The organism is Collimonas sp. GW821-FHT02H07 (assembly GCF_059421505.1).
In genome coordinates this window covers 16,191-39,864 of the sequence record NZ_JBWKVC010000001.1, presented here as the reverse complement: position 1 = coordinate 39,864, position 23,674 = coordinate 16,191, and the positions used below count along the sequence as shown (strand labels likewise).

General features: G+C 57.2%; 27 protein-coding genes. 7 read left to right on the top strand and 20 right to left on the bottom strand.

From position 1 onward, the window contains the following. Nucleotides 1–325 precede the first annotated feature (325 nt). The gene (locus tag AC07V8_RS00185; RefSeq protein ID WP_494677192.1) at nt 326–2,032 is read left to right on the top strand and encodes a sensor histidine kinase; all 1,707 of its coding nucleotides are present in this window, start codon (nt 326–328) and stop codon (nt 2,030–2,032) included. Between the two features lie 12 nt (nt 2,033–2,044). Continuing rightward, nucleotides 2,045–2,731 carry a response regulator gene (locus AC07V8_RS00180; RefSeq protein WP_494677193.1) on the top strand — a complete coding sequence of 229 codons (687 nt, stop codon included), beginning with the start codon at nt 2,045–2,047 and terminating at the stop codon, nt 2,729–2,731. Between the two features lie 11 nt (nt 2,732–2,742). Here AC07V8_RS00180 and AC07V8_RS00175 read toward each other — a convergent pair whose 3' ends face one another. From AC07V8_RS00175 to guaB, 16 genes are all read right to left on the bottom strand, one after another. Continuing rightward, entirely contained in the window at nt 2,743–3,654 is a 912-nt protein-coding gene (locus tag AC07V8_RS00175; RefSeq protein ID WP_494677194.1) for a type II secretion system F family protein, read from the bottom strand. Nucleotides 3,655–3,665: 11 nt separating this feature from the next. After that, nucleotides 3,666–4,658: a type II secretion system F family protein gene (locus AC07V8_RS00170; RefSeq protein WP_494677195.1), complete on the bottom strand. Its 993-nt coding sequence runs from the start codon at nt 4,656–4,658 to the stop codon at nt 3,666–3,668. A gap of 14 nt (nt 4,659–4,672) precedes the next feature. Continuing rightward, the gene (locus AC07V8_RS00165; protein WP_494677196.1) at nt 4,673–6,019 is read right to left on the bottom strand and encodes a TadA family conjugal transfer-associated ATPase; all 1,347 of its coding nucleotides are present in this window, start codon (nt 6,017–6,019) and stop codon (nt 4,673–4,675) included. A gap of 62 nt (nt 6,020–6,081) precedes the next feature. Then, a complete protein-coding gene (locus tag AC07V8_RS00160) occupies nt 6,082–7,239 on the bottom strand; it encodes a CpaE/TadZ family protein (RefSeq protein WP_494677197.1) in 1,158 nt (385 codons plus the stop codon). A gap of 11 nt (nt 7,240–7,250) precedes the next feature. Further along, entirely contained in the window at nt 7,251–7,679 is a 429-nt protein-coding gene (locus tag AC07V8_RS00155) for a TadE/TadG family type IV pilus assembly protein (protein ID WP_494677198.1), read from the bottom strand. Then, nucleotides 7,676–8,116: a TadE/TadG family type IV pilus assembly protein gene (locus AC07V8_RS00150; RefSeq protein ID WP_494677199.1), complete on the bottom strand. Its 441-nt coding sequence runs from the start codon at nt 8,114–8,116 to the stop codon at nt 7,676–7,678. The genes AC07V8_RS00155 and AC07V8_RS00150 overlap by 4 nt, the downstream gene beginning before the upstream one ends. Nucleotides 8,117–8,126: 10 nt before the next feature. Continuing rightward, entirely contained in the window at nt 8,127–9,410 is a 1,284-nt protein-coding gene (locus AC07V8_RS00145; RefSeq protein WP_494721438.1) for a pilus assembly protein TadG-related protein, read from the bottom strand. Nucleotides 9,411–9,472: 62 nt separating this feature from the next. Next, nucleotides 9,473–9,649: a Flp family type IVb pilin gene (locus AC07V8_RS00140; protein WP_098493231.1), complete on the bottom strand. Its 177-nt coding sequence runs from the start codon at nt 9,647–9,649 to the stop codon at nt 9,473–9,475. 66 nt (nt 9,650–9,715) lie between these two features. After that, entirely contained in the window at nt 9,716–9,925 is a 210-nt protein-coding gene (locus AC07V8_RS00135) for a Flp family type IVb pilin (RefSeq protein WP_494677201.1), read from the bottom strand. A 164-nt stretch (nt 9,926–10,089) separates the two neighbouring features. Continuing rightward, on the bottom strand, nt 10,090–10,362 hold the full coding sequence (locus tag AC07V8_RS00130) for a hypothetical protein (protein WP_098493233.1): 273 nt from the start codon (nt 10,360–10,362) through the stop codon (nt 10,090–10,092). Nucleotides 10,363–10,373: 11 nt separating this feature from the next. Then, a complete protein-coding gene (locus AC07V8_RS00125) occupies nt 10,374–11,966 on the bottom strand; it encodes a type II and III secretion system protein family protein (protein ID WP_494677202.1) in 1,593 nt (530 codons plus the stop codon). Between the two features lie 26 nt (nt 11,967–11,992). Next, nucleotides 11,993–12,838, bottom strand: a complete 846-nt coding sequence (gene cpaB / locus AC07V8_RS00120) for a Flp pilus assembly protein CpaB (protein ID WP_494677203.1) — start codon at nt 12,836–12,838, stop codon at nt 11,993–11,995. Nucleotides 12,839–12,868: 30 nt separating this feature from the next. Continuing rightward, complete coding sequence (locus tag AC07V8_RS00115) at nt 12,869–13,453, bottom strand: A24 family peptidase (protein ID WP_494677204.1); 585 nt, start codon at nt 13,451–13,453, stop codon at nt 12,869–12,871. A gap of 71 nt (nt 13,454–13,524) precedes the next feature. Continuing rightward, nucleotides 13,525–13,671, bottom strand: coding sequence for a Flp family type IVb pilin (locus tag AC07V8_RS00110; RefSeq protein ID WP_211443689.1), 147 nt, complete (start codon nt 13,669–13,671; stop codon nt 13,525–13,527). 625 nt (nt 13,672–14,296) lie between these two features. Beyond that, complete coding sequence (gene guaA / locus AC07V8_RS00105) at nt 14,297–15,877, bottom strand: glutamine-hydrolyzing GMP synthase (RefSeq protein WP_494677205.1); 1,581 nt, start codon at nt 15,875–15,877, stop codon at nt 14,297–14,299. A gap of 116 nt (nt 15,878–15,993) precedes the next feature. Then, nucleotides 15,994–17,454, bottom strand: a complete 1,461-nt coding sequence (gene guaB, locus AC07V8_RS00100; protein ID WP_061533967.1) for an IMP dehydrogenase — start codon at nt 17,452–17,454, stop codon at nt 15,994–15,996. A 185-nt stretch (nt 17,455–17,639) separates the two neighbouring features. Between guaB and AC07V8_RS00095 the strand changes: the two genes are divergently transcribed. Next, nucleotides 17,640–18,167 (top strand): DUF4124 domain-containing protein, encoded by a 528-nt coding sequence (locus tag AC07V8_RS00095; RefSeq protein WP_494677206.1) that lies wholly within the window; start codon nt 17,640–17,642, stop codon nt 18,165–18,167. Between the two features lie 30 nt (nt 18,168–18,197). Here AC07V8_RS00095 and AC07V8_RS00090 read toward each other — a convergent pair whose 3' ends face one another. Beyond that, complete coding sequence (locus tag AC07V8_RS00090) at nt 18,198–18,515, bottom strand: RnfH family protein (RefSeq protein WP_494677207.1); 318 nt, start codon at nt 18,513–18,515, stop codon at nt 18,198–18,200. Further along, a complete protein-coding gene (locus tag AC07V8_RS00085) occupies nt 18,508–18,948 on the bottom strand; it encodes a type II toxin-antitoxin system RatA family toxin (RefSeq protein WP_494677208.1) in 441 nt (146 codons plus the stop codon). The genes AC07V8_RS00090 and AC07V8_RS00085 overlap by 8 nt, the downstream gene beginning before the upstream one ends. Nucleotides 18,949–19,015: 67 nt before the next feature. On the opposite strand from AC07V8_RS00085, the gene smpB reads away from it, so the two are divergent. Continuing rightward, nucleotides 19,016–19,465, top strand: a complete 450-nt coding sequence (gene smpB / locus AC07V8_RS00080) for an SsrA-binding protein SmpB (RefSeq protein ID WP_038491015.1) — start codon at nt 19,016–19,018, stop codon at nt 19,463–19,465. Nucleotides 19,466–19,557: 92 nt separating this feature from the next. Here smpB and AC07V8_RS00075 read toward each other — a convergent pair whose 3' ends face one another. Next, nucleotides 19,558–20,475, bottom strand: a complete 918-nt coding sequence (locus tag AC07V8_RS00075; protein ID WP_494677209.1) for an SPFH domain-containing protein — start codon at nt 20,473–20,475, stop codon at nt 19,558–19,560. 54 nt (nt 20,476–20,529) lie between these two features. Beyond that, nucleotides 20,530–20,994, bottom strand: a complete 465-nt coding sequence (locus AC07V8_RS00070; protein WP_494677210.1) for an NfeD family protein — start codon at nt 20,992–20,994, stop codon at nt 20,530–20,532. Between the two features lie 180 nt (nt 20,995–21,174). On the opposite strand from AC07V8_RS00070, the gene AC07V8_RS00065 reads away from it, so the two are divergent. The 3 genes from AC07V8_RS00065 (at nt 21,175) to AC07V8_RS00055 (ending at nt 23,591) form a co-directional block, all read left to right on the top strand. Further along, on the top strand, nt 21,175–22,947 hold the full coding sequence (locus AC07V8_RS00065) for a tetratricopeptide repeat protein (protein WP_494677211.1): 1,773 nt from the start codon (nt 21,175–21,177) through the stop codon (nt 22,945–22,947). Nucleotides 22,948–23,033: 86 nt separating this feature from the next. Continuing rightward, complete coding sequence (locus tag AC07V8_RS00060; protein ID WP_494677212.1) at nt 23,034–23,276, top strand: type II toxin-antitoxin system RelE/ParE family toxin; 243 nt, start codon at nt 23,034–23,036, stop codon at nt 23,274–23,276. Nucleotides 23,277–23,279: 3 nt separating this feature from the next. Next, entirely contained in the window at nt 23,280–23,591 is a 312-nt protein-coding gene (locus AC07V8_RS00055; protein ID WP_494677213.1) for an addiction module antidote protein, read from the top strand. Nucleotides 23,592–23,674 lie beyond the last annotated feature (83 nt).

Here is a 23,674-nt window from a genome sequence, read left to right as displayed (position 1 = left end):
TAGAAAAGCGCAAATCGGCACAGCCTCCCTGCCGTCCGCAACAACGATACGGAGACCGCTTTCGTTTTTATTTGACAACTGATTTCTTTACAACAGATGCGCTCATTCCAGCATTGACATAGCCATACCTGAGGGCCAATATACAAATTAACAATCAATATAAAAATTAAAACAAAAATTAACAATTAAAAATATTTCTCAAATAAAATGTAGAGAAATTATTGAAACGCAGCAATCTAATTTGGCTAGTTTCCGGACACCAGCGCGTCCTATAAGGGGTAGCAAAGAAATAGCGCGCAAGGAAACAAAGGGAGGATCACGCTCAATGTCTTGGCGCGAGAACACTATGGCCGCCCATAGGCTAGACCAAAAAAGCGAAGTTGCTTCGAGTCTTGCCGCGGACGCCGCTGATGCGCAAATGGTTGGCAGGATGCGGCTGGTGCTAGCCGTGTCTGGCCTGCTGGCGATTTTTATCGACCCTTCTGGCTTGAGCGGCGTTAACAGTGTTACCTGGTTCGTCTTTTCCGGGTATGTCTTGCATTGCACTGTTCTTTACATTTTTGCGCTGCTTAACAAACCGTTCTCTCAGAGCAAGCTGATTCACTGGATGGACGTCTGCTGGTATGCGCTGATTGTTTTGTTCACGGGCGGCGTCAGCAGCTTTTTTTCCCTGTTCTTCTTTTTCGCCATTCTCACTTCCTCTTTCCGCTGGGGATTCGAAGAAGGCGCGCGCATCACCGTCGCTTCAGCAGTACTGCTCGCTGCATGCGGCCTGGCGTCGGAGACGGAGCAAGATCTTCCTCGCTTATTGTTGCGTACCACCTTCCTGCTGACATTCGGCTACATGAGCGCGCGCTGGGGCGAGTCAAAAATAGAATTGAAGCGTCGGATTGCCCTGCTTCGCGATGTCAGCCGGCTGTCAAATCCGCGTTTTGGGGTAGATCACACCATCACCTCCATCCTGAAAAAAACCTTGGCGTTTTTCAAAGGCAGCAGCTGTATCCTGGTGATCCGGGACAAAGATTCCGCGACCGATTCGCTACGGACAATAAAGGAAGGCGATGCGGAGCAATCAATCAATGCCGTGCAAATTCGTGCAGAAGCAGCCTCGCGACTGATGGCTTTCCCCCAGGACCAAGTCGTGGCATACACCAGGCCGCTTGGCTCAGCCACGTCGATACTCGGCGGGTCCCTGGTATATGAAACCACCAGCGGGAAATGGCTCAAACGCGCAGAGCAGACCAGCCAGGACATGGCCGAGCTTCTGGAAACAGATTCCTTCATCAGTGTTCCTTTGTCATTGAGGAAAGGGGAAGGCCGTATCTATGTAATCTCGCAGAGAAACCGATTCAGCAAAACGGATGCCCTGTTCCTGAGCCATATCGCCGAACAAGCATTTCCCGTTATCGAGAATATCGAACTCCTCGATCGGATGGCCTCGGAGGCTGTTTCGCAAGAGCGGAAAAAGATTGCCTTGGATATCCACGATACAGCCATCCAGCCGTATATCGGCTTGAAAATGGGCTTGAGCGCCGTGCGGAACAAAGCTGCTCCCGACAACCCCCTCATCGACGATCTCGACAAACTGATGAATATGGCAGCACAGGTCATAGGCGATCTGCGCCGCTATGCCGGGACCTTTAAAAACGAGCTGGGACAGACTGAACCGATATTTCTCGTCATTCTGCGCCAGCAGGCGGCGCAAGTCCGGGAATTCTACGGGATCGACATCGAGGTCAGCATGGAAGGCGAACTTAATGTGAGCGACCGCTTGACCGCGGAAGTATTGCAGGTCGTGCGCGAGGGATTGAGCAACATCTGCAAGCACACGGATGCGCAGAGCGGATTCGTCAAACTCCAGTGCGCGGATGGCTGGCTCAGGATTCAAATTGAAAATGAACGTGTTGGCGTCCAGCCTGCCGATTTCACGCCGCGATCGATTACCGAACGGGCCACCGCGCTGGGCGGCAAGACCCAAGTGAAGCAAGGGGCTGGCGGCGGCACTGCCGTATTGATCGAAATACCCGTCTAAAAAGGTGAGGCCATGAAACCGGCGGACGCAACCATTCGCGTAATGCTCATAGACGATCATCAGACGATGTTGTGGGGATTGAGCAAATTGATCGACGGTGAAAGACCGAAGATGGAGGTGGTCGGGACCGCAAGAACCTGCGAAGAAGCGCTTGCTAAAATCGATCAGTTGGTTCCGGACGTTATTTTGCTGGATCTTGACCTGGACGGGAAAGACGCCCTCGATATTATTCCAGCCCTGCTGTCGAATCTGGTGTCGCGCGTGTTGATCCTGACCGCCGAACGCCGACAATCGACGCTGGACGTCGCCGTTCTTCGCGGTGCCCGCGGGGTGCTGCGCAAAGACGTATCGGCGGAACAGGTGCTGAAGGCGATAGAAAAAACCCATCAGGGCGAGCTATGGCTTGACCGCGAGACGCTGGGCAGGGTATTCGGCGAACTCATGAATCCAATCGCCGTCCGCAAGCCTGATCCCGAAACGGAAAAGAAGGATACCCTGACAGCCAAGGAGCAAAAAATCATCCGCACGATCGTCGAGGGAAGCGGCGCTTCGAACAAAGCGCTTTCGCAACGGCTATACATATCCGAACACACCTTGTGCAACCATTTGACATCCATATACCACAAGCTGGGCGTGAGCAATCGACTTGAACTGTACGTGTATGCAATCAAGCACCAGTTGGGAAATCCCCTTCCCTAATTAATCGCAGCTCAATGGATTCCGCTCAGCATCGGCATGATGGTGCGGATAATCTGGATCACAGCCGGCCCCATGATGACCATGATAATCGACGGGAATATGAACACCACCAGGGGAAACAGCATTTTTGTCGGAACCTTGGCGGCCATTTCCTCGGCGCGTATTTGCCTTTTGTGCCGCAGATCATCGGAAAATACCCGCAACGAATCGCCGATGCTTGTTCCGAATTTGTCTGCTTGCGTCAGCATGGAGGCGAATATGCCTATTTCCTCAACCCCCGTGCGCAGCGCGAGATTGCGCAGGGATTTCTCCCGCGTGCCGCCCGCCCTCATCTCCAGGTTGGTCAAGTGCAGTTCTTCTGCCAAGGCGACGCTCTTGATCTTGATTTCATCAGCCACCTTGGTAAGGCCGGCATCCAGTCCTAAACCCGCTTCGACGCAAACCAGCATCAGGTCAGAGGCGTCAGGAAAGCTTTCGAAAATTTCGCGCCTGCGCATTTTTATCTTCCAATGAAGCAGCGCATTCGGCAGATAACAGCCGATCATGGCTGCCAGCATCAGGTACAGTAAAAACGCCATGCCATCAAATTGCGTGGTTGTTCTCAGCGCCAGGAATGCAAGCGCCGCAAAGACCAGCGGCAACAATGTCTTGATTCCAAAATAGATAAGACGAGCGTCGCCATGCCGGATTCCGGCATTGAAAAACTTGATCCGCAGCGGCGATGCTTCCCAATTGCCGGTTGGCGAAGACAGATTGGCAAAGGGACCGACCAGATTCACCATGGTTTCCGTCCAGCGCGGTTTCTCGGCCGGATTGGACATCGCCTGCAGCCGCTGCTCTGTCTTGGTTGGCGCCAGCCAGAGAAACAATCCCGCCAGTCCCAACGTCACAGTGAAAAAAACGAGCACGGAAAGTATTAACATTTCATTCTCCCTTAGACCCGGATCTTGATTATCTTTCTGAGGACAAAAATGCCGACGACCATCAAGATAAGCATGTACTTGATGATCGCAATGCCGATAGGATCGTGCCACAAGGGCGCCATGAAATCCGGATTCAGGAGACTCATGGCAGCTCCCAATGCGAATGGCATGAGCCCCAGGATCCAGGCCGACAGCCGTCCCTCGGACGACAATACCTTGACCCTGGAAAGCAGCTTCAGACGCTCACGTATCAAGCGGCTCAGATTGCTGAGCACGTCGGTCAGGTTTCCGCCTGAATCGCGCTGAATCAGTACCGCGACCACGAAGTAACGCAGATCGGTGATCGGCACCCGTTCGCTCAGATTGGTCAGCGCCTGTTGCAGCGATACGCCGAAATTGACTTCGTCGTGGACAATGCGGAATTCACCGGCGACCGGTTCCGCCATTTCTTCTCCGGCCATTTGCAAGCCGGATGAAAATGCGTGCCCGGAACGCAATGCCCTGGTGATCAAGTCAAGCACATCAGGCAGCTGCTGTTCAATCTTGGCCAGGCGACGGCTCCGCTTATGACGCACATACAGCAGAGGCAAAACCCCAAGCGCAACGCCAACCGCCGCCCCCAGCAGGATGGATTGATGAACCAGGAAAGTCATCGCCAGGCACCCCGCTACGCCCAATGCCAGGCATGACAGCAGCAGTTTGGATACGGTCCAGTCGAGCCCCGCCTGGAGAATGAACCTGTCCAGCCTGCGCGCCCTGGGAAGGTTCAGCAATATCCGCTCGAATACCGGAATTTCACTCAGCATCCGCTGTTTCAACAGCTGCGATTGCTTGGTTTTATCAAGAGAAGCGGAGAGCGCCTGCAAGCGCTTGGCAATCTTCCTGGCTTGCGGTCCTCGATATGATTTCCACATCATGAAGAGGCCTTCCAGCAGCAGGACCACCGCGATGAAAACAAGCACCGACAAGATCAGGAAGACGTTGCCGCCAATTGATTGCAGCATGATTGCCGCTCCTTTCATTGATAGCGTTTGGTGGGATCGAACATCGCGTCCGGCAATATCACGCCAAACGAGCGCAGACGCTCTGCAAACTTCGGTCTCACGCCGGTCGCATGAAAATAGCCTTGGACCTCGCCTTCGATGCCAATGCCGGTTTGCTTGAAGGCGAATATCTCTTGCATGGTGATGATATCGCCCTCCATGCCGGTCAATTCCTGGATGCTGGTGATTTTCCGCTTGCCGTCGATCAGCCTGATGGATTGAATCATTACCGTGATGGCGGAAGCAATCTGCTGCCGCGCGGCCTTGTGCGGCAGATTCAGATTTGCCATGCCGACCATGTTTTCCAGCCTGGAAAGCGCATCCCGCGGCGTATTGGCATGGATGGTAGTGAGCGATCCTTCATGGCCGGTGTTCATGGCTTGCAGCATGTCGGCCGCTTCGGCGCCGCGCACTTCGCCAATCACGATCCGGTCGGGCCGCATGCGCAGCGCATTGCGCACCAGTGCGCGCTGGGTAATCTCGCCCTTGCCCTCGATATTCATCGGCCGCGTTTCCATGCGCACCACGTGCGGCTGCTGCATCTGCAGCTCCGCCGCATCTTCGATAGTGACGATCCGCTCCGATACCGGAATGTATCCGGACAGGATGTTCAGCAAGGTGGTCTTGCCGGAGCCGGTGCCGCCGGAGATGATCATGTTGATCTTGGCCTTGCTCAAGCCTTCCAGCATGAAAGCCATTTCCGCAGTCAAACTCTTGTATTCCTCGACCAGATTGTTCATCTTGAGCGGAATATGCGCAAACCGGCGAATCGACATCATGGGGCCATCCAGCGCCACCGGCGGAATCACCGCGTTGACCCGGGAGCCGTCAGGCAGCCTGGCGTCCACCATGGGGCTGGATTCGTCAATCCGGCGGCCGACCAAAGATACGATCTTGTCGATGATGCGCAGCAGGTGCTTCTCATCGGTAAAGGTGACGTTGGTAAGTTCCAGCTTGCCCCTGCGTTCCACATAGATCTGTTCGTAGGAGTTGACCAGGATGTCGGATACAGTCGGATCGGCCATCAGCAATTCGAGCGGGCCGAAGCCAAGCATTTCATGCTGGATGTCGCGGATCAGCGTACGTCGTTCGGCGTCGTTGATCAAGGCTTGCTCGTCCTGCAGCAGGCGCTCGATCATCGTAGTGATTTCCTGCCGCAGCATCTCGGGCGCCAGGGTTTCCAGCGCCGTCAAATCGAACTTGTCCAGCAGCTTGAGATGCATCCTGCCTTTCAGCATCTTGTACGCATCGCTTGCGACCTGCCCCTGGGCTTGCTCAGGCGGCTCTACCCTGACGGCGTTCAGTTTTTCTCGAAAAGACATTTTATATGCTCCGGTTATGCTCGCTGGCTCATGCTGGAGTGGTTGGAAATATATGGCTCGGTTTACGCCCGCCTGAACAAGCGGCCCAGCAAACCGCGGCTTTCTTCTTCCCTGGGACTGAGCGACAGCGCGAACGCCGCCAGGTTCTTGGTCACGGCGTTGGAACGCGCCGTTTCAATCATCGGGTCGCCGTGATTGATCGAGGCATTGACCTCTTTGTACGAATTGGGAACCGTGTGCAGGGTAATCGCCCCCAAGGAATTCCGTATACCGTCAATGCCGATTTCGCCGCTCTTCTCAAAGCGGTTGACGATCAGTTCGACCTTGTTCGCCGGATACCCCAAAGACCTGAATATCGCCAGCAACTTCTTGGCATTCCTGAGATAGGGCAAGCCGGCCTGCAACACCGGAAAAATGCGGTCGGCACGATCCAGCGCCCTGATCGTCAGCGTGTCCAGGGTCCGGCCGGCATCGAGCAATATAAAGTCGTACTGCGTTACCGCCAAGTTGAGGATGGCATCGATATGTTCCGGCTTCAACTCCATGGCTTGCGCAGGATCCTCCGGCGCCGCCAGTATGCTGTAGTTGGGCGCCACCCTGACGGTGCTGGCCGCCAGGAAGGAAGCGTCCAGCCGGCTGATGTCGCGGGCAACGTCGGCCAGGGTTGATGCGGGATCGCCGTCATGCACGAACGACAGCGCTTCGCCGAATTGCAGGTTGAGGTCAATCAGCAGCACGGATTTGGTTTCCGCCAGCTGGCAGCCGAGATTGGTCGCCAGGAAAGTAGCGCCGCTGCCGCCTTTGCAGGGCATGAACGCCAGTACCCTGCCGAGCGCCTTGGCACGGCCGCCGATGCGCTTGGCCGCGATGCGGCCGACAGCGGCCTCCAGCGCAGCAGCTGTTACCGGCGAGGGCAGTACCTCCCGTACGCCGGCGCGCATCGAGTTGATCAGGAATTCCGGCGTGTGAGTAGCGCAAAGCAGAATCACGGCAATGCTTGGGTGATGGGTGGTGATATATTCGACCTGGGCAAGTTCCGCCGGATCGCAGCACATGCCCTCGACCAGCATCAGGTCCGGCTGCTCCTGTTCAGCGACGATGCGCATTCGGCTTTTACCGCCTTCGACCAAGGTAGCCGAGTGCGAGTACGTACCCAGAATCCTGCCCATTTCCTGCAGGTTGTTGAGATTGGGAGAAATCACCGCGATCTTCATTTTCATTTCCCTAGGCTTTAAGAACAAATTGCAGCGCTGTTCGGATCCAGCCGCATGACTTCCCGCGGCAGATAGGTAGAAAAGACGGGCATCGGGATGGCGGCAAGGGCGGCGCTGCCGGCGATGGGCGAGATCCACTGATAGTTGAGGCTGGTAATCGTTACCGTCACCCCTACGCAGGTCGCCGCGGTACATGCGGCAGGGCTCCACGCCAGGTTGATGTCGGCGATCTGCGGCAGCAGCGCCTGCATCTTGGCCAGGACTTTCGCCTTCTGGCCGGTGTCGTCGCAAACCACCGCATAGCGCGCCCCGGCCCGGGTGGCTTCGGCCGCCGCGCTCCAGGTAAACAGCATGCGGCTGAAATCGCTTATTCCCAGCAGAAAAGTCAGGAAGATAATCATCACCAGCGCGAATTCCACCACGGTGGCTCCGGATTGCTTTTTCATAGCGGGCTCCGCATGGTCGCACTGATATTCCCGTATGAAATCTTGCCCGTCTTGTCAGCGAATGCAACGCCAAACACGCTTCCATACAAAGGAACGAATTGATAGCCGCTCACGGTAATCTGCACGGTGTTGATCAACGGATTGGAACCGGCCGTCTGCCAGGTCGGCGTCAGCACGTTGCTCAAGGTAAGGCCGATCGCCAAAGGTGTCCCGGTCCCGGCGACGTTACCGTACACCACCAGGTTTTGCGCTTCGGCGATATGGGTTCCCGGCGTCTGCACGGAGAGATAGCGGACCGCATCGCGCACTGACTTGGTGATCGTGTTGTACTGGAACATCGCCCGGCCGAATTCCGTCGTGATGAAAGTCAGCAGCAGCAGCAATGGCAGGATCAAGGCAAATTCAACGATCGCCGTGCCTGTCTGTCTGGTTTTCATAGCCGCTCTCCTATCGCACTAAAACCGGAACCAGCGGGCCGGCCGCGCCGCCGGCCAAGCCATTCGTCGTACATGGACTGCTGGTGCTGCCGGCATTGCCCCGGAATTCCAATTGCACGGATGCCGTCGGTCCGCTCAGCGGTTGCAGCATGAACATGCATGCGTAATCAATCACCTTATTCGAGGCGTCGACAACCGGCGCAGTCACCAGCCTTCTGCTAAAGCCATACAAATTGTGCTGTCCGCCAGAGCCTGGCGTAGCTAATGTCTTGAAACCACCTTTCATACTCAAACCTGTAATGCTGTCTCCATTGCTCACACTGGTTCCGGTATCGTCATAAGACGCAAAGGCCGCGCGTTTCGTGGTGAAATTGGCTGCGCTCGGATCCGAGCCGGCTGCCGGCGTTCCGGACCAGGTGTTTTGCGGGACTGCGTTGGTCCAATTGGTGGCGGTGTATGCGTAGCCTGAAAAATCGGGATGATCGACGCTGGGACCGGGGTCATTGTTCTTGTAGATGCCGAAGCGGTAATTCCATACAGTATCCACAGAAGATTGGATGCCGGGCGTTCCTAATGTGTCCCCTAGCTTGGTGCCGCAATATCCTGGCTCGCCAAGTTCCGTCTTTGTCTCGCTGGCATTCGTGCTGCCGTTCAAGTTGTACCAACCCATTTCACCATTAACTACCGTCCCGTTGCCGATCATGGTGACCCACTCGCCGACCTGAAATCCGTAATTCGGCGCTGTCCCGCCCGTCTTTGGCTTCAGCCCGACCGGAACCGGACAAGTGGTCTGGGCGCTGGCGCGGGTCGCTACCGCCATCGCCAGGACATTTTTCGTATTCGTGTAAGCAGCCGTGTTGCCGGAAAAGGCGCCCATGGATTGCAGCAGCCACATATTCACGCCTGATTGCGTGTGCTGACACTGTGCATACTTGGCGTTCGCCGGAACGCTGGTAGCAACGTAGGCGGCATCCTTGAAAGTAATTTCAGTGCCGACCAGCTTGCCTTGACCACTCCACGTGGCAGACTGGAAATTGACGCTATTCAGGTTTCCCGCGGTCATGCCGGCATTGGCAGCGCGCGTCAACGCAGTGCTCTCGCCATCAAGCTCTTGCGCGGCCGCCAGCGCACAACTATCCATCGCCGTCTGCAGCTCTGTTTTCACGACGAAAAGATGGCCAAAGTCCAAGGCAATGGCCATGAAGCCCAGCAAAAACAGCAGGACGAGCGATACAGTGACTATCACAGCCCCGTCCTGGCGGTAACACTGGCGATGAATGGCAACTCGGTTCACGGTGACGCCTTTTTAAAATTGCGGCGAACAGATTTTTCGAGACCCCGGCTTTGACAATAAAATCAAGTACAGGTCCCGCCCGTCAGGCAGGTGGCAACACGGGTAATGAAGTTAGAGAAGCTGTTGCCGGTGGTCAGAGCCTGGAGCGCCACGACCAGTGCAATGGATATGACAGCAATGATCAAGGCATACTCAACGACCTGGGCGCCGTCTTCCTCTCGCAAGAATTGATGAAGCATGACAATCTCCTTTTGAACTGGCTGAACGAGGCGGCTGTGTAGCCACCTCGCGGATGCCAAGCGATATCAAGCGCATGTCGCTGTCGTCAGGCAGCTTGTTACCCGAGTAATAAAAGTTGCAAAACCGCCGCCGTTGGCAGTAAGCGCCTTCAATGCCACAACCAGCGCGATCGACACAACGGCGATGATCAGCGCATACTCGACGACTTGAGCACCGTCTTCGTCCTGCGCAAAGGATGCGATGGATTGTTTGACCAATTTAAGATTAGCGTTCATTTCTTGACCTCTTCAGATGAATTGTGAATCGAAATTGACTACCCTGACACTGCCTGGTTACAACCTGCTTCTCCTGCAAAGCCACAAAATGGCCTTCCTTTTTCCACTGGCGGCTTATCCTGCCGCCTTCATCATTAAAAAAGCGCTGGTGCATCATTCCGGCGTTACTGGGTGGCGCCGAGGCTGCCGCCAATATTGATGACGTTGACCGCTGGCGGCGGCGCCTTGAAGCTTCCGTGATAGAGATTGATGGCCTCCCTGGCCGCTTTGCCATCCATGCCTGCCACCTGGTCCGGATTCTTGCCGGCGTCAGGATTGATGGTCATCTTGAGTTTGGCTGCGCGTACGGCCTCGCCGAACTTGGTGTCGTAATTGGGGGTAACCGTTGAGCAGCCCGCCGTCAGGACGAGCAACAGTGCGATTGCGAGCTTGTTCATGGACTTTCCTTTTATTTGGTTTCAGGAGTGGCGGCGGCATCTTCAGAACCAGCTGCCGGCGCCATGGCTGAAGCTGAAGCTGAAGCTGAAGCTGGAGCTGGAGCTGGAGCTGGAGCTGGAGCTAGGGCGGGAGCTGAAGCTTGAGCCCGAACCGGAGCTGGGGCGGATCCTTCCAGGCTGCCGTTGAAATAAACCGCTGCACGACTAGGCACGACATGATTATCCGTTGGCAGTACAGGCGCTTCCGCCAGCGGTTTCACCAGATGCGGCGTAATCACGAACAGCAGTTCCGTCTGATCGGTCTGGAACTCCGAACTCCTGAACAGCGCCCCCAGCACCGGCACCTCGCCCAGGCCCGGGAAGCGTTTCATGGTTTCCGTGACATTGTTCTTGATCAGACCGGCAATGGCGAAGCTTTGTCCGTCGTTGAGCTGCACGGTGGTGTCCGCCCGCCGCACCGTCAGCGACGGCAGCACTGCAGTGACGCCGCCGACAGTCGTGAACGGCGAACCGAGCTGCGACAGATCCGATACTTCCGAGATCATCTTCAGGTTGATGCGGGTGCCGTCCAGCACCGTTGGGGTAAACTTCACGCCGATGCCGAATTCCTTTTCTTCCAGCGTAATGGTGGGCACGCCTGCGTTGTTGGTCTGGGATACTGGAATGAAGATCTTGCCGCCCGACAGGAAGCTGGCCTGCTGGCCGCTGATGGCCATGATGTTAGGCTCGGCCAACACCCGCACCAGGCCGTCATCCTTTTGGCCATCGAGATTTACCGCAGTCCTGCCGATCTTCAGCGCCTGCAGCAAACCGCCGCCATTGCTGAGAAAACTGGATAGCAGGGAATAGACATTGCCTCCGCCATTGCTGGGGCGAGTCAGGTTGACGCTCGACCCGAGCTTGTCGAGCAGCGTCTTGCTGACTTCGGCTATCTTCACTTCCAGCATGACCTGCTGCGGCGTCATGATGCGCAGCATGTTGACCACCTTCTTGCCGTCGCCGTAAGCGGTAGCCAGGCTGATCGCCTCATCGAGCTTGACGCCATCGCTGACTTGGCCCGTCAGCACCAGCGCGTTTTCGGCGCCCCGTACCTTGATCCCGGTTTCCTCGGGCATCAATTCGTTCAGCTTGGCTTGCAAGGTACCCGGATCGACGGTAACGATGATGTCCTTGATGACGCAGCGTCCGTCCGAACTCTGCAAGACCACATTCATGGATCCGGCAGACCTTCCCAGAAAGAACAGTTCGGTAGGGCTGAGCAGCGTGATGTCCACATCCGCCACGCCATCCGAAGCCGCTTGCGCCGGAGCCGGAGGCGCAGTCGCCGGTCCCGGCGGCGCGGTCTTGTCATTCGATACAGCCGGCCGGCCAGCCCGGTTCGATGACTGGCCGCCGACCAGCATGCGTGCTGCAGGAACGTCCAGCCTGATGACACTCGACTTGCCAAGAGTGACGTAAGTGACAGGATCAACCGTCACCGAGCCGCAAGGTCTCAGGCTAGAAGAACCTGGAGCGTGGCTGGCAACAGGCGCAGTTGCCGCGAAAGCGCCACCTGTCGCGGTCAACGCGGCGACGAAAATCGCATTTCTGTAGTTGTTGTTCACTTGAACTGCTCCCTAGATTGTTTTAATTAAAAACAGTTGAGCGTCCGGCTGCCGTTCTGAATGACTTCGACACATTGCGATTGCGAAGCTGACGCCACCATCGGTTTGCTGCGTATCACCCTGGGCCTGGCAGCAGCAACCTTGGCTGGCACTGCTTCCGGTTCTACACGCTCTCCAAACAGCTGGTTCTTGGTAATGCCTACGGTTGTTACCGTGTTCTTATCGACCTGGTTGCGCAGTACTAGCGATAACGTGCCGACACTGCGCGCCAGATCGAGTTTTTCCGAATCCTCCAACGTCAACTCCAGCGTCACCGCACTGACTACCCGCGGCTTGGTATCGTCGCGGCCGGCTTCCTGCGCCACCGCCAGCACCAGTACATGCTCCAGCACGGTCTTGCTGATCTGCTTGCCTTCTTCGCCTTTGTTCTTGTCCTGCTGCGCATTCACCATGACGTCTACATAGTTGCCGGGGAGCGCGAATCCAGCCACCCCGACCACGTCGTTGACTCTTACCGTCATGGCGCGCTTGCCCTCGGCAATCACGGCGGAAAGCCCCCCTTGCGTACCTACCGGCGCCAGCTTGCCGTCCAGAATTGCTTCGCCGCGCAGCACGCCGACTTTCACCACCCGATCCTGTAAATCCTTGATTTCTTTAAAGGCGCCTGATGGCACCGATCCACTGGGCCAATCAACTGTCGACAGCATTTGCGCATTGATCTTGCTTCCCAGTTCGATATCGGACGCCGCGATCACGACTTTATTGGATGCGATATTGCCCTGCTTCGACACCCACCCGGCCGCATATACAGCGGCTCCCAGACCGATCAGCGCTGCCAGCACGAGCAATCCGATTGCTTTGACGTTTTTCATTTTCGATTCCAGTCAGGTTTGTTTTGCAAGCTACAAATAACCTAGTTGCCGTGCCACCATATAGCCGGCGGCGCCTATGCCGATGCTGACGCCATACGGCAATTTCCCTACCGACTGGCTTGCTTCCAGGCGGACTTCCGGCTTGATGCCCCCGATTGCCGACAGCATCATGATCTGCACGATGTTCTTTACGTTGCCTAGCATCCGTCCCAGCGCTCTGTGAAACAGCGCGAATCCCAAGGCAAAGATGCCACCTACGATAAAGGTGGATATGGCCGCATAAAATATTGCGGGGAAGCCCAGGAATGCGCCGACCATGGCCATCAGTTTTACATCGCCCGCTCCCATGACCTTGAGCGCATACAGCGGCAAGGTCATGAGCAAACCAAGCAACAGACCCTCGAATGCCCATAAAACACCGGCGTGCAGCGAAATGGGAACCATCGTGTTGTAAATCAAGCCGAAAGCCGTGCCGCTTGCCGTTAGCCAGTTCGGAATCCTGTAGAACCGGAAATCGCAGATTGAAGCAACGATCAGCAAAGCAACCAAGACACCCGTACGAGGATCCATGACGAGCATGCCGAGAAGTTCGAGTAGTGACTGAAATGCTTGCATGATCTCTCTCAGTAGCGATACAAATCAAACGTGACCGGTAACCAGTTGCGGCTTGCATCCAAGACGTCTTTTTATACATTCTTCGCCAAGGCGAGCAGCACCAGCGTGCAGACCACAATGACAAGCGCTCCGATCAGTGCGCACTCGATAAGGGACGCACCGTCCTCTCTCTTGAAGAAACGCTTGAGGGCATGCGATAGTTCGTCGATTAATCGCATGCTCTTCTCCATTTGGGTTGTTCATGGTTCGACTCGTTTTTCAATCGGACTGCAATGCCTGCATCCTTGAAACGAGTATAGGTAGCCGAAAAGCCAAATACATGGACGATCAGTCCCTATTTGAGCAGGACCGACTGGCTCTTTTAGTCCGGCATGGGCAGGACTAAACAACTAGGAGGGATCGGGAAAAATCAACTAAAAACCTATCCTGTCCTTGCCGCCGGCTCAGGAAAATGCGCGTTGAAGAAAAATTGAGGCGACGATGATTGCCGAGGACGCGCAGAAAAGAGAATCATCTCAGTTGCTGAAACTGGCACAGCCAGCGGCCCGGCAGCGCGTTTCAGCACGCATGAGATCTGCTTGGCGTTGACGGCAGGCCAGACCTGCCGGCGTCAATCGGCAAGATATTCGACCTTGTCAAATACCGCCATCCTAATTGGCTGAAGCGGCCATGCTTTGTCGTAAATGGCCCAGGCCTGGCCAAGGCTCTCTTGTCGAATCAACGATAGTCTTCGGCTTGCCAATCAATGTAAAACCATGAAGCGAAAAAAAAGCCCGCATTTACGCGGGCTCTCAGGCATTTCGATTTTTGGACACTAGCGAGTGCCAGACATCAGGTCATTGATCATTCCCACTCGATAGTCGCAGGCGGCTTCCCGGAGATATCGTAAACCACGCGATTGATCCCGCGCACTTCATTGATGATGCGGTTCGATACCCGCCCCAGCAGCTCATGCGGCAGATGTGCCCAGTGCGCCGTCATGAAGTCCTGCGTCTGCACCGCGCGCAGTGCCACCACGTATTCGTAAGTGCGGCCATCGCCCATCACGCCAACCGACTTGACCGGCAGGAAAACCGCAAACGCCTGGCTGGTCTTGTCGTACCAGGATTCGTCGGCGTCGTCCTTGGTGTTGCGCAGCTCTTCGATGAAGATGGCGTCGGCGCGGCGCAGCAGGTCGGCGAATTCCTTTTTGACTTCGCCGAGGATGCGCACACCCAGGCCCGGGCCCGGGAACGGATGGCGGTACACCATCGCGTGCGGCAGGCCGAGGGCGACGCCGAGCTTGCGCACTTCGTCCTTGAACAGTTCGCGCAGCGGCTCCAGCAATTTCAGGTTCAGGGTTTCCGGCAGGCCGCCGACGTTGTGATGGCTCTTGATGGTGTGGGCGGCGTTCTTGCCCTTGCCGGCGCTTTCGATCACGTCGGGATAAATCGTGCCTTGCGCCAGCCATTTGGCGTTCTTCAGCTTGGCGGATTCGACCTGGAACACTTCGACGAATTCGCGGCCGATGATCTTGCGCTTGGCTTCGGGATCGCTGACGCCGGCCAGGTGGCCCATGAACTGCGCGGTAGCATCGACATGGATCACCTTGACGCCGAGGTTTTCGGCAAACATTTCCATCACCATCTTGCCTTCGTCGAGGCGCAGCAGGCCATGGTCGACGAACACGCAAGTGAGCTGGTCGCCGATGGCGCGGTGGATCAGCGCAGCGGCAACGCTGCTGTCGACGCCGCCGGAGAGGCCGAGGATCACTTCGTCGCTGCCGACCTGCTTGCGGATGGATTCGACCGCTTCGGCGATGTAGTCCGGCATGTTCCAGTCCGGCTTGCAGCCGCAGATATCGATCACGAAGCGGCTCAGGATCGCTTCGCCCTTGACCGTGTGGGTAACTTCCGGGTGGAACTGCACTGCATAGAAGCGCCGCTCGTCGTCGGCCATGCCGGCGATCGGGCAGTTCGGGGTCGATGCCATCAGCTTGAAGCCGGGCGGCATGTGGTCGACCTTGTCACCGTGGCTCATCCAGACCTTCAGCATGGCGTGCGATTCCGGCGTCACGAAGTCGCTGATGCCTTCCAGCAGCGCGCTGTGGCCGCGGGCGCGCACTTCGGCGTAGCCGAACTCGCGTACCTTGCCCATCTCGACCTTGCCGCCCAGCTGCTCGGCCATGGTTTGCATGCCGTAGCAGATGCCGAGGACCGGCACGCCCAGTTCGAACACCGCTTGCGGCGCGCGCGGGGTGTCGCCGTCGGTGACGCTGTTCGGGCCGCCCGACAGGATGATGCCGGAAGCGCCATAGCTGCGGACGAATTCATCGGACACATCGTAGGGGAACACTTCGGAAAACACGCCAGCGTCGCGCACGCGGCGGGCGATCAGCTGGGTTACCTGGGAGCCGAAATCGAGGATGAGGATTTTTGAGTGCATGGTGGATGCCTGGTGGCTGATTTAGCAAAAAATAAGAATCTTTAAACTGCACGCGCCACCGGCAGTATCCCTGCAGGTGGCGCGTTCCTGGACTAGATCACTGAACAACCCAGCTATCAATCAGTCCGATAGTTAGGCGCTTCCTTGGTAATCTGGACGTCATGGACATGCGATTCGCGCATGCCGGCCGAGGTGATTTCCACGAATTCAGCTTTCTCGCGCAGCTCGTCAATGGTGGCGCAACCGCAGTAACCCATGGAAGAACGCACGCCGCCGATCAGCTGGTACAGGATCGTCAGGACGCTGCCCTTGTAAGGAACCCGGCCTTCGATGCCTTCAGGAACGAACTTGTCGGCCTTGTTGGCGGAGTCCTGGAAGTAGCGGTCGGCGGAACCGTCCGACATCGCACCCAGGCTGCCCATGCCGCGATACGACTTGTAGCTGCGGCCCTGGAACAGGATCACTTCGCCCGGCGCTTCTTCGGTGCCGGCGAACATGCTGCCCATCATCACGGTCGAGGCGCCGGCGGCCAGCGCCTTGGCGATGTCGCCCGAGAAACGGATACCGCCGTCGGCGATACATGGAATGCCAGTGCCCTTGAGCGCTTGCGCAACGTTGGAGATGGCGGAAATCTGCGGCACGCCGACACCGGCCACGATGCGCGTGGTGCAGATCGAGCCGGGACCGATGCCGACCTTGACGCCGTCGGCGCCGTGGTCTGCCAGCGCCTTGGCGGCTGCCGCGGTGGCGATGTTGCCGCCGATGACTTCCACCTGCGGGAAATTCTGCTTGACCCACTTGACGCGATCCAGCACGCCCTTGGAATGGCCGTGCGCGGTATCGACCACGATGACGTCGACGCCGGCTTTCACCAGCAGTTCGATGCGTTCTTCGTTATCGGCGCCAACACCCACCGCGGCGCCTACGCGCAGCTTGCCCTGGCTGTCCTTGGAGGCCAGCGGGTGCGAAGTCGATTTCTGGATATCCTTGACCGTGATCAGGCCGCGCAGCTCGAAAGCGTCGTTGACCACCATCACGCGTTCCAGGCGGTGCTTGTTCATCAGGCGCTTGGCTTCCGACAGATCGGCGCCGTCCTTGACGTAGACCAGCTTGTCGCGCGGCGTCATCTTGGCGCTGACTTCGGCGTCCAGTTCTTCTTCAAAACGCAGGTCGCGGTTGGTGATGATGCCGACCAGGCGATTGCCTTCGACCACCGGGAAACCGCTGATGCCATGCAGTTCTGACAAGGCCATCACTTCACGGATGCGCATGTTGGGCGGGATCGTGATCGGATCGCGCACCACGCCGGATTCAAAACGTTTGACCTTGGACACTTCGCGCGCCTGTTCCTGCGCGGTCAGATTCTTGTGGATGATGCCGATGCCGCCCTCTTGCGCCATGGCGATAGCCAGCCGCGCTTCAGTGACGGTATCCATCGCAGCCGACAACAACGGAATGTTGATATCGATATTGCGGGACAGACGTGTTTTGAGGGTAGTGTCTTTGGGGAGGACGTCCGAATAAGCCGGAACTAACAGCACGTCATCGAACGTGAGTGCTTTCTGAAGTAGACGCATAGTTTTTCCTATAGGCGCAAAAGCGAATTATACAGAAATCCGCGCAACTCGCCTAACCTTGCGTGATTTTACGCGGCCAGGAGAAAATATTTCCACAAAGCACTACCGTTTGATTGACATGAGGGATGAATCATGGCGAAATCTGCGCTTCTGTTCAACAACCCCTCCCGCTCCAAGGACTAGCAATGAATGCCATTCGCCTGAAACACGTTTTCTCCACCGCTGCTGCGCTAGTCTTGCTGGGCGTAGCGACCTCTGCCCTGGCGCAATTCATCTGGCTGGACGAAAAGGGTGTGAAACAGTATTCAGACATGCCGCCGCCGACCTCGGTGCCGAACAAGCGGATTCTCAAGACGCCGGGACAAAGCCTGCCGCGCGGCATCGGCAGCGCCGAAACAAGCGATGGCGCGGCTGACAACGCGGCAGATGCAAAAACGGCCCAGGCTGCCCCTCCTACCGTGGCCGAGCAGGACGCCGCCTACCAGAAACGCAAGGCTGAGCAGGCTGAAAAGAACAAGAAAACCGCACAGGAAGCCAAGCAAGCCTCGGACAAGGCCGAAAACTGTGCGCGCGCCCGCGCCAACCAGCGCACCCTGGATTCCGGCACGCGCATCGCCCAGACCGATGCCAACGGCCAGCGTTCCTATATGAGTGACGACCAGCGCGCCAAGCAGAACGCCGACAACCGGGCAGTTCTGAACGACTGTCAATAAAGCATTGAATGGCGTAAAAAAGCCCGCAGTCTAGCGGGCTTTTTTGTCGGCGCGCTTGCGCCTCGATTCCATCGGATCGGCAATCAGCGGCCGATAGATTTCGATCCGGTCGCGGTCGCGCAGCACCGTATCCAGCGTCTTCAGCTTGCCGTAGATGCCGACGCGCCAGCAACTGAGATCGATTTCGCGTATCTCTTCCAGCAGGCCGCTGCGCTTGATGCCATCGTGCAGCAAGGTGCCGGCCGGCACCGACAACTCTTTCAGCGCCTGGATTGAGGGCGTGGCGTAGCAGACCTGTATCCATATCTGCCCGGCGTCGCTTGCCGCGTTCGTTGCGGATTCATTCATGATGGCCATAGACAGCGTCGGCGCGCTTGCAGAAAGAATCGACGAAGCTGTTGGCGATCATGCCGAATACCGGGCCGATCAGCTTTTCCAGGATCTTGCTGGAAAACTCGTAATGCAGATCGAATTCGATCTTGCAGGCATCGGCGCGCAGGGCCTTGAAAGTCCAGTTGCCATCGAGATGCTTGAACGGCCCTTCCACCAGGCGCATCTGCATTGCGCTGGGCGGAGTGTTGCTGTTTTCAGTAGTAAACGATTGCTTGATACCGTGGTAATGTATGTTCAGTGTCGCCACCAATTTGCCGGCAGCGCGTTCACGTACATCGACGCCGCCGCACCACGGCAGGAACTGCGGGTAGTCTTCCACCCGATCGACCAGTGCAAACATCTGCTCTGCGCTGTACCCCAAAAGTACCGTTTTATGCACTACTGCCATTGAATATCAACCGTTTGATAGAATCACAACTTGAAATTTTAACCGACCTGCGCGATTTTCCTACTACATGAGCATTATTGACAACAAAAAAGTCTTCCACGATTACTTCATAGAAGAGCGTTTCGAGGCAGGCATGGAACTGCACGGCTGGGAAGTGAAAGCCATCCGCGCCGGCCGCGCCAACCTGAAAGAATCCTACGTCATCGTCCGCAACGGTGAAATTTTCCTGTTCGGCGCCCACATCAGCGCCCTCCTCAGCGCTTCCAGCCATGTGCATCCGGAAGCGGTGCGCACCCGCAAGCTGCTGCTGCATGCGGAAGAAATCAGGAAGCTGATCATCAAGGTCGAGCGTTCCGGCTATACGCTGGTGCCGATCAACCTGCATTACCTGCGCGGCCGCATCAAGTGCGAAATCGGCCTGGCCAAGGGTAAGAAGCAGCACGACAAGCGCGATACAGAACGCCAGCGTGATGGCGAACGTGAAGTGCAGGCGGCCATGAAGCAGCATCGGCGTTAAGCCGGACTGCAAGTCCGGCACACAGCCAGCTACCATAAAAAACGGCCCCGGCGAAATGTGAATTTCGCCGGGGCCGCGTTTTTATGCCTTGATCAAGACTTGCTCTGGGATTTGACCACTTGCAGCGCGGTGGCAATCAAGCCGCTGATATCGCCCATGTTGGCCGGCACGATAATCGAATTATTGGTCTTCGCCAATTGCCCGAAAGCGGCCACGTATTGCTCCGCCACTTTCAGATTGACGGCGTCCGAGCCGCCCGGCGACTGGATCGCTGCCGCAGTCTTGCGGATCGCTTCGGCGCTGGCTTCGGCAATTGACAGGATCGCAGCAGCCTGGCCCTGGGCGCGGTTGATGGAAGCCTGTTTTTCACCTTCCGACTTGGCGATCGACGCTTCACGCTCGCCGGTGGCGATATTGATCTGCTCCTGCTTGCGCCCTTCCGATGCGGCAATCAGCGCCCGCTTCTCGCGCTCGGCAGTGATCTGCGCCTGCATCGCATGCAGGATTTCCTTCGGCGGCGTCAGGTCCTTGATTTCATAGCGCAGCACCTTGACGCCCCAGTTGGCGGCCGATTCATCGATGGCGCTAACGATGGTGGTGTTGATGTGATCGCGTTCTTCAAAGGTCTTGTCCAGCTCCATCTTGCCGATCACCGAACGCAAGGTGGTTTGCGCCAGTTGCGTGATGGCCGCGATGTAATTGGAAGAGCCGTAGGACGCGCGCATCGGATCGGTAATCTGGAAGTACAGGATGCCGTCCACCTGCAATTGCGTGTTGTCGCGCGTGATGCAAACCTGCGGCGGCACGTCCAGCGGGATTTCTTTCAGCACGTGCTTGTAGGCGACGCGGTCAATGAACGGCACCACGATGCTTAGGCCCGGCCCCAGGGTCGCATGGTATTTGCCCAGGCGCTCTACCACCCAGGCGTGCTGCTGCGGCACCACTTTGATGGTCTTGGCGATAAAGATGATGGCGATCACCAGCAGGACTAACGAGACGCTTCCAAACATGATTTTTTCCTTTTGAATTGAGAACAGGGGCGTTCGCCACAGGCGAAAGAAGTTCTATTGCTGATCGGGGCTGTTGCCGACGATCAGCCGGCTGCCGCGTATTTCCTGGATATAGAACAGGCCGGCGCGGGCAGTCGCCGTCGGCGCCAGCTCGACATCCCACATGGCGCCACGATAGCGGATGCGCGCGGTGAATTCGCCGCCGGCGCCGTCGCTGGCGGCATCGTGCTGCCACTGGTCGACTGTGACAGACTGGCCGATGTCCAGATTGACGTTAGGATCGCGCTCGGCCTTGACCCGCGAACGCTTGCCGAAGCGGCTGCGGCGCAACAGGTAAGTGGCCGCCAGCGCAACCACGGCCGCGACCAGCAGCTGCCACTCGACACCCAGGCCGACCAGCGCGGCGACGCCGCCCATTACCAGGCCAATCGCCACCATCAACAGATACAGGGTGGTAGTCGCCAATTCCGCCACGATCAGCACCCCCGCCGCCAACATCCACATCACCCATCCAGCCATATATTGCTTTCCGTTATGTAGAGCGCATAGTGTAATCCAATTGATAAATAAACACGTGATTTCTTGATTCAGACAATCAACAAACAGGTCCGGCCAGGCTGCCGTGGATCTGGTGAAATGCTATGCTCTGATCTCGCCCATAGGCACAGCCCGTGATCCGGGCTGCACTCGATCAAGTACATGAACACAATTATTATCATTCAACAAGCCTATCAGGATTTCCAAAATGGAAATACCAGGCAGGCCGAACAAGTCCTCAAGAACATCCTGCAAAGCAAGCCGGCCGATTTTGACGCCCTGCATATCCTCGGCGTGATCTATGCCGCAACCGGCCAGCGCCCCGCCGCGATCGGCATGTTCCAGAAAGCGCTGGCGCTGGATGCCGGCAACGTCTCGCTGCATTACAAACTCGCCCGCGTGCAGTTCGAGTCCGGCGCATTCGCCGCTGCGCTGCAAGGCTATGAACGCATCATCGCTCTGGGCTATGTGAAACCGGAAATCCTGCTGGCCAAGACGGTCGCCCTGATCAACCTCCAGCGTCATCTGGAGGCGCTGGCCTGCCTGGAGCAGGCGCTGGCGCACTGGCCCGACTACACCGACGGCTGGGCTCACAAGGGCGCCATCTGCTATCAGTTGCGGTATTTCGACGAGGCGCTGCTGTCCCTGGACAAGGCGCTGGCGCTGCAACCGGCCATGGCGGATGGCTGGTACAAGAAAAGCCTGGTGCTGGACAAGCTGGAACGTTACGCGGATGCGCTGGCCTGCGCTGACCGTGCGGTATCCCTGACGCCGGACAGCGCCGCTTACCGGCTGGACCGCGCAGTCATCCTGCACAAGCTGGAGCGTTATGAGGAAGCCCTGAGCGACCATGAACAAGGCCTGGCGCTAGCGCCCGGCAACGCCGAAGCCTGGGGCGATCACGGCCTTACCCTGAGCCGCATGAAACGCCATGAGCAGGCGCTCGCCAGCTACCGCCGTGCATTGGATCTGCAAAGCGACTATGCCGACGTGCTGTCCAACCAGTCGCTGTCGCAGCTGGTGCTTGGGCAATTCGACGCCGGCTGGCAAAGCTATGAATACCGCTGGAAAAAAGGCAATGCCGATACCCCGCGCCATACCGCCATCCCACTCTGGCTAGGCCAGCAACCCATCGCCGGCAAACGGATCCTGCTGTGGTCCGAACAAGGCCTGGGCGACACCATCCAGTTTTGCCGCTACGCGTCCCTTGTCGCCGCACTGGGCGCGGAGGTCACCCTGGAAGTCGATCCGGCCTTGAAAACCATCGCCCAGACCATGGGCGGTTTCCAGGTCATCGCCATAGGCGAGAACGTGCCGGCAGTCGACTACCAGACGCCGTTGATGAGCCTGCCGCTGGCGTTCAAGACCGACCTGGCCAGCATCCCGGCTGGGCCGCCCTATTTTCACGCCGACAAGGCCAAGCAAGAGCGCTGGAGAAGCCGGCAGGATTTTGCCGACGGCAAGATGAAGATCGGCCTGGTCTGTTCCGGCAATCCGGGCAACACTAACGATCACCGGCGCTCCATGCCGCTGCAGGATTTTGCGCCGCTGCTGGAACTGCATGCCGATTTCTTCCTGATTCAGAAGGAAGTGCGGGAAAGCGACCTCGCCTTCCTGCAGCAGAATCCCAAGCTGCGGCTGCCCGCGGCCGATATCGACGGCTTTGACGACACGGCGGCGATCATCGCCAATCTCGACCTGGTGATCAGCGTGGACACCTCCATCGCTCACCTGAGCGGCGCGCTGGGCTTGCCGGTCTGGATACTCTTGCCGTGGGTGCCCGACTGGCGCTGGCTGCTGGATCGCGAAGACAGTCCGTGGTATCCGAGCGCCCGCCTGTTGCGGCAGGATGCGATCGCGGACTGGCATGGGGTGATCAAACGGGTAGCCAAGGAATTGAATGTTTTCTTAAGTGTTTCACCCAAAATCGGCTAAATGAAAAATATTTATTCGACAACAGTTTCGCAAGCATGAAAGTTGAATATTCTTGACTTCAGTATCCAATTGGATACGATATTCCCATGTTTGAGATTTTCCTCTCCGACTGCGTCAAAGACTGGCTTCACGATTTACGCGATGTGCAAGGAAAGGCCTGCATCCTGAGATGCATCAGATCAGCAGGTTTCGGCAACCTTGGCCACGTTGAACCGGTTGGCGATGGCGTTAGCGAACTACGCATACATAGCGGTCCGGGCTACCGCGTTTATTCCACCAAGCGCGCCAAGGAAATGGCGAAATCGCTGAAGGAATCATTGAAGGAATAAGGTATGAAACCGATATTTTCACCATTCGACGCCGCAGAGTTCCTGGATAACGACGAAGTCATCGCCGCCTATCTGACCGAAGCGCTGGCGGACGACAATCCTGACGTATTCATCGCCGCCCTCGGCGATGTCGCGAAAGCACGCGGCATGTCGCAGATCGCCAGGGACGCCAGGCTGGGCCGCGAGAGCTTGTACAAGGCGCTGGCCCCCGGCGCCAAGCCGCGCTTTGAAACCATCGCCAAGCTGATCAACTCGCTCGGCGTCAGGATCGCTATCGTACCCAGCGTCCATACAGAGCCGACAACCTTGCTTTGAAACTACGGAGTCACCATCTATCCGGATAAAAAAATCCTCCCTGCTTGATTGCAAACAGGGAGGATTTTTTATTGCGTATTCAG

Coding starts and splice junctions, on each gene's coding strand:
- AC07V8_RS00130 (WP_098493233.1), bottom strand. CDS start 10,362: ATGAACAAGCTCGCAATCGCACTGTTGCTCGTCCTGACGGCGGGCTGC.
- AC07V8_RS00060 (WP_494677212.1), top strand. CDS start 23,034: ATGTTTGAGATTTTCCTCTCCGACTGCGTCAAAGACTGGCTTCACGAT.
- smpB (WP_038491015.1), top strand. CDS start 19,016: ATGAGCATTATTGACAACAAAAAAGTCTTCCACGATTACTTCATAGAA.
- AC07V8_RS00075 (WP_494677209.1), bottom strand. CDS start 20,475: ATGTTTGGAAGCGTCTCGTTAGTCCTGCTGGTGATCGCCATCATCTTT.
- AC07V8_RS00090 (WP_494677207.1), bottom strand. CDS start 18,515: ATGAATGAATCCGCAACGAACGCGGCAAGCGACGCCGGGCAGATATGG.
- AC07V8_RS00055 (WP_494677213.1), top strand. CDS start 23,280: ATGAAACCGATATTTTCACCATTCGACGCCGCAGAGTTCCTGGATAAC.
- AC07V8_RS00185 (WP_494677192.1), top strand. CDS start 326: ATGTCTTGGCGCGAGAACACTATGGCCGCCCATAGGCTAGACCAAAAA.
- AC07V8_RS00165 (WP_494677196.1), bottom strand. CDS start 6,019: ATGTCTTTTCGAGAAAAACTGAACGCCGTCAGGGTAGAGCCGCCTGAG.
- AC07V8_RS00175 (WP_494677194.1), bottom strand. CDS start 3,654: ATGTTAATACTTTCCGTGCTCGTTTTTTTCACTGTGACGTTGGGACTG.
- AC07V8_RS00135 (WP_494677201.1), bottom strand. CDS start 9,925: ATGAACGCTAATCTTAAATTGGTCAAACAATCCATCGCATCCTTTGCG.
- AC07V8_RS00160 (WP_494677197.1), bottom strand. CDS start 7,239: ATGAAAATGAAGATCGCGGTGATTTCTCCCAATCTCAACAACCTGCAG.
- cpaB (WP_494677203.1), bottom strand. CDS start 12,838: ATGAAAAACGTCAAAGCAATCGGATTGCTCGTGCTGGCAGCGCTGATC.
- AC07V8_RS00065 (WP_494677211.1), top strand. CDS start 21,175: ATGAACACAATTATTATCATTCAACAAGCCTATCAGGATTTCCAAAAT.
- AC07V8_RS00155 (WP_494677198.1), bottom strand. CDS start 7,679: ATGAAAAAGCAATCCGGAGCCACCGTGGTGGAATTCGCGCTGGTGATG.
- AC07V8_RS00110 (WP_211443689.1), bottom strand. CDS start 13,671: ATGCGATTAATCGACGAACTATCGCATGCCCTCAAGCGTTTCTTCAAG.
- AC07V8_RS00085 (WP_494677208.1), bottom strand. CDS start 18,948: ATGGCAGTAGTGCATAAAACGGTACTTTTGGGGTACAGCGCAGAGCAG.
- AC07V8_RS00140 (WP_098493231.1), bottom strand. CDS start 9,649: ATGCTTCATCAATTCTTGCGAGAGGAAGACGGCGCCCAGGTCGTTGAG.
- AC07V8_RS00150 (WP_494677199.1), bottom strand. CDS start 8,116: ATGAAAACCAGACAGACAGGCACGGCGATCGTTGAATTTGCCTTGATC.
- AC07V8_RS00095 (WP_494677206.1), top strand. CDS start 17,640: ATGAATGCCATTCGCCTGAAACACGTTTTCTCCACCGCTGCTGCGCTA.
- AC07V8_RS00070 (WP_494677210.1), bottom strand. CDS start 20,994: ATGGCTGGATGGGTGATGTGGATGTTGGCGGCGGGGGTGCTGATCGTG.
- AC07V8_RS00180 (WP_494677193.1), top strand. CDS start 2,045: ATGAAACCGGCGGACGCAACCATTCGCGTAATGCTCATAGACGATCAT.
- guaA (WP_494677205.1), bottom strand. CDS start 15,877: ATGCACTCAAAAATCCTCATCCTCGATTTCGGCTCCCAGGTAACCCAG.
- AC07V8_RS00170 (WP_494677195.1), bottom strand. CDS start 4,658: ATGCTGCAATCAATTGGCGGCAACGTCTTCCTGATCTTGTCGGTGCTT.
- AC07V8_RS00115 (WP_494677204.1), bottom strand. CDS start 13,453: ATGCAAGCATTTCAGTCACTACTCGAACTTCTCGGCATGCTCGTCATG.
- guaB (WP_061533967.1), bottom strand. CDS start 17,454: ATGCGTCTACTTCAGAAAGCACTCACGTTCGATGACGTGCTGTTAGTT.